General features: G+C 37.8%; 4 protein-coding genes and 1 riboswitch. All 4 genes read left to right on the top strand.

Translation table 11 applies throughout. From position 1 onward, the window contains the following. On the top strand, positions 1 to 2191 hold a 2191-nt coding region (locus tag AB8B65_RS03495; protein ID WP_405299471.1), incomplete at its 5' end, for a T9SS sorting signal type C domain-containing protein. A 484-nt stretch (positions 2192 to 2675) separates the two neighbouring features. Next, positions 2676 to 3656 (top strand): phytanoyl-CoA dioxygenase, encoded by a 981-nt coding sequence (locus tag AB8B65_RS03490; RefSeq protein ID WP_405299470.1) that lies wholly within the window; start codon positions 2676 to 2678, stop codon positions 3654 to 3656. 134 nt (positions 3657 to 3790) lie between these two features. Further along, positions 3791 to 3893, top strand: a riboswitch (SAM riboswitch). Positions 3894 to 4187: 294 nt separating this feature from the next. Then, positions 4188 to 5189 carry a homocysteine S-methyltransferase family protein gene (locus tag AB8B65_RS03485; protein ID WP_405299469.1) on the top strand — a complete coding sequence of 334 codons (1002 nt, stop codon included), beginning with the start codon at positions 4188 to 4190 and terminating at the stop codon, positions 5187 to 5189. A 151-nt stretch (positions 5190 to 5340) separates the two neighbouring features. Beyond that, positions 5341 to 7853: methionine synthase (gene metH, locus AB8B65_RS03480; protein WP_405299468.1), on the top strand; the 2513-nt coding region annotated here is incomplete at its 3' end.

The following is a 7853-nucleotide window of genomic DNA, read 5'->3' as shown; positions in this document are numbered from 1 at the left end:
AGCACTAACAGCAGATATTATTGCAGATGTCGGAATTGGAACAAAATTCGACAATCTATCGTATGATTTATCAGCATATATCAATGAACTTACACTAAGTGTGCGAGTTCGTTTCTTCGCAGAATGGTCTGATGGAATCGCAGTTGACAATATAAAACTATTTGGAGACAAAGATGTTACTGCTGTAGATTGGACAACGACACCATCAGGAATAATCGACTTATACATTGATACTAACAACGATAATATTGGAGATGCACCGTATGTTTCAGGTAGTTACGAAACAGTATACGCAATGCCGACACTGGCACAATTAGAAGAAGCAGACTATTCATTTACCATTGATGCAAATCTTGCCAATGGTTGTGGTGCGGTAAGTACCAACTTTAGTGTAACAAACAACACAAGAGTATTTGACAGTGCAGCAGATGCTTGGGGAGTAGCCGCCAATTGGTCGCAAGGTATCATACCAACTTCTGATGATTGTGTAATCATAAAAGACAATGGACTCTCAGTAGATACAAGAGCTACAGGTAATGGATTAGCTAAAAACATTACGGTAAAAAATGGTGGATACTTAGAAATGGCTACAGGATCTTCGATCACAGTAACCGATTGGATTGATATAGAATCTGGAGGAACAATTCACATGGAAGACGGAGCAAACTTAATTCAAGTAACAGATGTAACTTCTAATAATAATACAGGAGAAATTAATATGGATAGAACTGCTTCCTCAGTAAATCCATATGACTACATCTATTGGTCATCAGCCGTGGAAGGTTTTGATATTGGAGATGTATCTCCTGGAACTGCAGCAGGTTTTATTTACCAATGGACACCAACGGTTGCTGGAAATGGTGCAGGAAACTATGGAGAATGGCAAAGTGCTTCTGGAAATATGGGAATTGGAAACGGATACATCATCCGAGGAATCTCAGGAACAAGTATAGCCAACACTGCAGAATTTGTAGGGCGCCCAAACAATGGAATTATCAATACAACAGTTACTAGAGGAACCTACACTGGAGTTGACTATCCTGGTGCAGGTAGTACCAATGCGACGAATTTGGATGACAATTGGAATTTAGTTGGAAATCCGTATCCATCAGCAATCTCAGCAGATGCCTTTATAGCAGCAAATGCTTCGGTCATTACAGATGATACCAATCCGTCAACTATCACAGGAACGGTCTATTTATGGAGACACTTAAGTGCACCAAGTAATGCATATGGAACTCCTTTTTATAGCGATTATCTATATAATTATAATGAAAACGATTACATCCAATATAACAGTACAGGATCAAATCCTGCAGGATTCAATGGAAACATTGCAGCAGGACAAGCATTCTTTGTCCTAATGGACGATTCCGCACCAGCGACATCAACGATTCAGTTCAACAACACAATGCGAGGAGTAGCGTATACAAACGATCAATTTTACAGATCAAGTGACAACGCAACTATACAATTTGAAAACACTACGGAAAGTACCACAACAACCATTGAAAAAAACAGAATTTGGTTAGACATCATTTCGCCAAACAACACTGCGGCATCTACCTTAATTGGTTACATCACAGGCGCTTCAAACGATCAAGATCGACTCTTTGATGGAAACAATCTAAGCGATGCACCTACGCATGTATATTCCTTAATAGGAGAAGAAAAAATGGCAATTCAAGGAAGAGCACTTCCGTTTAATGATACTGACGAAGTGCCACTCGGTGTCAAAATCGCGCAAAGCGGAAACTATACCATTGCTATCAATGCGTTGGATGGACTCTTTGAAAATGCAGATCAAAAAATCTATCTAGAAGATCTATACACAAATACAATATATGACTTACGATTAATGCCATACAATTTCTACTCAGAAGAAGGGGAATTTGAAGATCGCTTTATATTAAAATACTTGAAAACAAATAATACGTTAGATGTAGAAGAATTTAATTCAAACACAGGAATTATCATCACAACAAGCGAAAATCTAATAAAAGTACATGCATACAACAATCAAATAGATGAAATTACCATACATGACATACTTGGAAAACGTTTAATAGATCGTAAAAATATAAGCGAGGAAACGTATGATATCACTAATTTAAAACCGACAAATAGTACACTTATCGTAAAAGTTACGTTAGAAAATGGCAAGCAGAAAATTCAAAAAGTAATTTACTAATTCCTGCAAACGCTTCAAAAAAGCACGCTTTGTATAATTACATGAAGCATACTTTTTCTTTTATTAAAACGATGTTAAGTACGTGAAAACCGTATTTAGTTGATTGAAAAATAGTATATTTTTGGTGTCAATTAAAAATGAAATCATGTTAAAAAAAATTCAGAATCTCGAAAAAACTAAAGTTTTAAAAAAGCAAGCACAAAAAAATATCCATGGAGGATTACGTTCTCTATGTCCATCACAAGGAGGATATTGTCCAGATGATGCAGCAATGATTCCCGTTAACTGTATCACAGCAGTAGCATATTGTTGTGTGTCGAATACATGGGTGCAATGTTAAAAAAATGCAGAGCGGACTTTGGTTCGCTCTGCATTTTTTATTAAAAATAAACATGTCAGAAATTAGCTAAAATCCAAAACACATAGAAATACGGGTTGTTAAATTCAAAAGCATCGCTTACTTTTATGCAAAATCAAAACAAGCATGTTACGCAATACCATCAAAGAACTTTCAACGACCATTCTTAACAATCAATCAGATTTTGACACCATAAAAAATACAGTTGACGAAATTCACAAACACTATCTCGAAACAACCAACATTGGCGAACTAGGAGAAGGAATGCAACACATGGCAGCCGTACCAACAGCAAGCGGAATGGCACTATCGCTCAATCACGCTGCTGCATGCTTACTTGACTATCGCAGAACTGCAAAACTCCTTGACGGAATGGTAACGCTTATTCGCGAAAAGCAACAACAACATCCAAACGAAATCATCAACATATTCTATGCAGGTTGCGGACCGTATGCACCTTTTGTTACCTTAGTAGCGCCACTATTCAAAGCTTCAGAAGTACAATTTTCAGTATTAGAAATCAATGCAGCTTCCATAAAATCAGCAGAAAAACTAATCAACGCATTAGAACTAACAGATTACGTAAAAGAATACTACACAGCCGATGCGGTTACGTTTCAAATTCCAGATGCCAAAAAATACCAAATTCTTTTCAGCGAAACACTAGATGCATTATTATACAGAGAATCGTATGTGCCAATTCTTTGGAACATGTTACCGCAAGTCTCAGAAAACTGTGCTGTCATTCCAAACAATGTCATCGTAACGGCAAGCTTAACATATCCTGAACAAGAAGGAGAAGCAACAAAAAAAGAAAAACAAGCTGCTGAAATCTTAAACGTTCGCGAAGCTGTAAAAATCAATGATGGAAGCAAATCATTGCCAGAATCATTCGCGCCAATAACCATCAATCTTGAAAGTGATGACAAATACTACAGCATGATTGTCGATACCAAAGTGCACATTCACAACGATATTTGGTTACACAGAAACGAGTCGTCACTCAGCATTCCGTTCGAAATGGAAATCGCACATCCGCTCGATGCGCCAAACGTAACATTCTTTTACGAACTCAAACCATCTGTAGAACTCAAATTACAAAATTAAGTTTGTTACTCAAAACCCGTCACATCGAGCGGAGTCGAGATGCGAAAACGTTATCGCTTAAAAATCAGTATAAAAAATTTGCATCTTCCTTTCGGAAGCCGTTTCTTTGTACTCAATAGTTCATACATGTACTGTCGTTATCAAGAAAGGCCGAGGGATTAGACCCATTGAAGCCTTAGCAACCCTTTACACTTAAAGAAGGTGCTACATTCTACTGCGAAAGCGGATAGATAACCAAGCGAAATTCACATCATTTCCTTACACTTTTTTGATAACAATAATTTGGGCGTTACCCAAACGGGTCAGGCTATCCGATATATCTTTTTTTTACAAAAAAGGATGCCGCTGCTATCCTTAACGCCAAAGTTTCCGAGAAATCTGGAAGCTAAAAAATGGAGTTCTAACAAAAATTAGAAAACGCTAAAAAATAACAAACAAAGCACGCTGAGCGAAGTCGAAACAACTAAACGCAGTAAGAAGTAATAAACAAAGCACGCTGAGCGAAGTCGAAGCGAAAAGAAAAACAAACAAATGAAAAACATCTGGAACGAAATAGAAAAAAGAATCCTAGTCTTAGATGGCGCTATGGGAACCATGTTACAAGCATACAAATTCACTGAAAAAGACTTCCGTGGCGAACGTTTCAAAGATTATAAAACACCATTACAAGGAAACAATGACTTGCTCTCTATAACGCAACCGCACGCTATCAAAGAAGTACATGCAAAATACTTTGCGGCTGGTGCCGACATTATAGAAACCAATACATTCTCTGGTACAACCATTGCAATGGCAGACTATCAAATGGAAGACTTAGTTTATGAACTCAACTTCGAATCTGCAAAAATAGCCAAAGAAGTAGCGGACGAATTCACCGAAAAAGAACCACATAAACCACGTTTTGTAGCAGGTTCCATTGGTCCAACAAACCGAACAGCAAGTATGTCGCCAGATGTAAACGATCCTGGATACAGAGCAGTAACCTTTGACGAGTTGCGAATTGCCTACAAACTCCAAGTAGAAGCTTTACTAGATGGCGGAGTTGATCTATTACTAGTAGAAACTGTATTTGATACCTTGAACGCAAAAGCTGCTTTATTCGCTATCGAAGAAGTAAAAGCAGAAAGAGGTATAACTGTTCCAATCATGTTAAGTGGAACCATTACAGATGCCAGCGGACGTACATTATCAGGACAAACTGCAGAAGCATTCCTAATCTCAGTATCACACATTCCGTTACTATCAGTCGGATTTAACTGCGCATTAGGAGCAAACCTATTACAACCACATTTAGAAGCCATTGCCAACAAAACAGACTTTGCAATTTCGGCACATCCAAATGCAGGATTGCCAAATGCTTTTGGAGAATATGACGAATCACCAGAAGAAATGGCAGCACAAATTGAAGAATACTTAAAAAAGAATCTCATCAACATCATTGGCGGTTGCTGCGGAACAACGCCTGCGCACATCACAGCAATTGCAGAAGTAGCTGCAAAATACAAACCGCGTACAGTGGCTGTAAAAGCATAAGGCAAAAAAGAAAAAGGAACAAAGTACACTGCGCTTGTCGAAGTGTAAATGAAGTTCAAATGGTTGTAAGTCAAAAAACAAATTGACAAATAAACAAAGCCACGAACAACAAACAAGAGCAAAGCGACAACAAGGAACAACGAAATATAAAATGCAAGATAAAGACCCAACACCAAAGACCCAACACCAAACACCCAAGAAGCAAACAAAATTCATGCGCCTTTCAGGTTTAGAACCACTAGTTTTAAATGAAAATAGCAACTTTGTCAATGTTGGAGAACGTACCAATGTAGCAGGTTCGCGTAAATTTTTGCGACTCATCAAAGAAGAAAAATTTGATGAAGCCTTGGCAATTGCCAGACATCAAGTGGATGGTGGCGCGCAAATCATCGACATCAACATGGACGATGGTTTAATAGATGGAAAAGAAGCCATGATACGATTCCTAAATCTTATTGCTGCCGAACCAGATATTTGTCGTGTGCCAATTATGATCGACAGTTCTAAATGGGATATTATTGAAGCTGGCTTGCAAGTTGTACAAGGGAAATCAGTTGTAAACTCAATCTCGCTCAAAGAAGGTGAAGAAAAATTTATTTGGGAAGCTACACAAATCAAACGGTATGGAGCTGCCGTAATTGTCATGGCTTTTGATGAGGTTGGACAAGCCGATAACTACGAACGCCGATTGGAAATTGTAGCACGTTCGTACGATGTATTAGTAAACAAAGTTGGGTTTCCAGAAGAAGATATCATATTCGATTTAAACATATTTCCTGTCGCAACAGGAATGGACGAACACCGCAAAAATGCCATTGATTTCATAGAAGCAACACGTTGGACACGCGAAAACTATCCGAACGTAAGTGTAAGTGGTGGAGTGAGTAATGTGTCGTTTTCATTTCGTGGAAACAATGTTGTGCGTGAAGCCATGCACTCAGTATTTCTATATCATGCCATTCAAGCTGGAATGAACATGGGAATTGTAAATCCTACAATGCTAGAAATCTATGATGACATTCCAAAAGAGTTGCTAGAACACGTAGAAGATGTAGTGTTAGATCGAAGAGAAGATGCTACAGAACGTTTATTAGATTTAGCGGAAGCTTTCAAAGGAATCAAAAAAGTAGACACAGAAACGGTGCAAGAATGGCGTAGTTACGAATTACAAGAACGTATTACACATTCGCTCGTAAAAGGAATTGACAAATACATTGTTGAAGATGTAGAAGAAGCACGTCAAAAAGCAAAAAAACCAATTGAAGTCATTGAAGGAAATCTGATGATTGGTATGAATGTCGTGGGCGATTTATTCGGTTCTGGAAAAATGTTTTTGCCGCAAGTCGTAAAATCGGCACGTGTTATGAAAAAAGCAGTTTCGTATCTAAATCCGTTTATCGAAGCTGAAAAAGGCGAAAAGCAACAAGCAATTGGTAAAGTATTAATGGCAACTGTAAAAGGTGATGTGCATGATATCGGAAAAAATATTGTGAGCGTTGTACTCGGTTGTAACAACTACGAAATTGTAGACTTAGGTGTGATGGTTGCACCAGAAAAAATAATTGCAGCCGCAAAAGCAGAAAATGTAGATGTCATTGGATTGTCTGGCTTAATTACGCCTTCGCTAGATGAAATGGTGTATTTGGCAAAAGAAATGGAGCGTCAAAACTTTAGCATTCCATTATTAATTGGTGGCGCAACAACATCCAAAGCGCATACAGCTGTAAAAATTGATCCGGAATACAAAAATGCAGTGGTGCATGTAAATGATGCATCAAGAGCAGTTACGGTAGTTGGTGATTTACTAAACAAGAAAAAATCGAAGGAATATCGCGAAAAGCTAAAGCAAGATTATGACGAATTCCGTGAAAAATTCTTAAAACGTAAAAAAGCAAAATCATACATTTCGCTAGAAGCAGCGCGAAAGAAAAAATATAAAATCGATTGGGAAACAAGCAATATTGTAAAACCAAAAGAACTTGGAATTCAAAAATTAACACAACTCAGTTTAAAAGAATTACTTCCGTTCATTGATTGGAGTCCATTTTTTCGTTCGTGGGATTTACACGGACGTTTCCCAGCAATCTTAACAGATGATGTGGTTGGAGAACAAGCAACACAATTATATGCAGACGCACAAGAAATGATTAAAGAAATCATTACCAAGCAATCATTGAAAGCCAAAGGAATTTTTGGACTGTTTGAAGCAAATACAATCAACGATGACGATATTTCTATTCAAAAAAATGGAAAGGAAATTGCTGTTTTTAGAACACTGCGTCAACAACTAGAAAAACGCGCGGAAGTACCAAACATTGCATTGTCGGATTTTATTGCGCCAAAAGAATCGGGCAAACAAGATTATATGGGTACATTTTGTGTAGCAATATTTGGAGCAGACAAACTAGCAAATAGTTACAAAGAAAAAGATGATGATTACAACGCAATTATGGCACAAGCAATTGCGGATCGATTTGCGGAAGCTTTTGCAGAATATTTACACAAACAAATCCGAACCAAACATTGGGGTTATGCAGTTAGTGAAGCCTTAACCAATGAAGAGTTGGTTAAAGAAAAATACAAAGGAATTCGTCCTGCACCAGGATATCCAGCATGTCCAGATCATTTAGAAAAGCATACCATTTGGCAATTGTTAAATGTTGA

Origin of the sequence: Kordia sp. (assembly GCF_045105435.1) — a bacterium.
Classification (GTDB): Bacteria; Bacteroidota; Bacteroidia; order Flavobacteriales; family Flavobacteriaceae; genus Kordia.
The sequence above is the reverse complement of the archived record's forward strand: the minus strand, read 5'-3'. Positions and strand labels throughout refer to the sequence as shown.

What these genes read in the sequence shown, in the direction of transcription:
- AB8B65_RS03490 (WP_405299470.1), top strand. Translation starts at nt 2,676, where the DNA reads ATGTTACGCAATACCATCAAAGAACTTTCAACGACCATTCTTAACAAT.
- AB8B65_RS03485 (WP_405299469.1), top strand. Translation starts at nt 4,188, where the DNA reads ATGAAAAACATCTGGAACGAAATAGAAAAAAGAATCCTAGTCTTAGAT.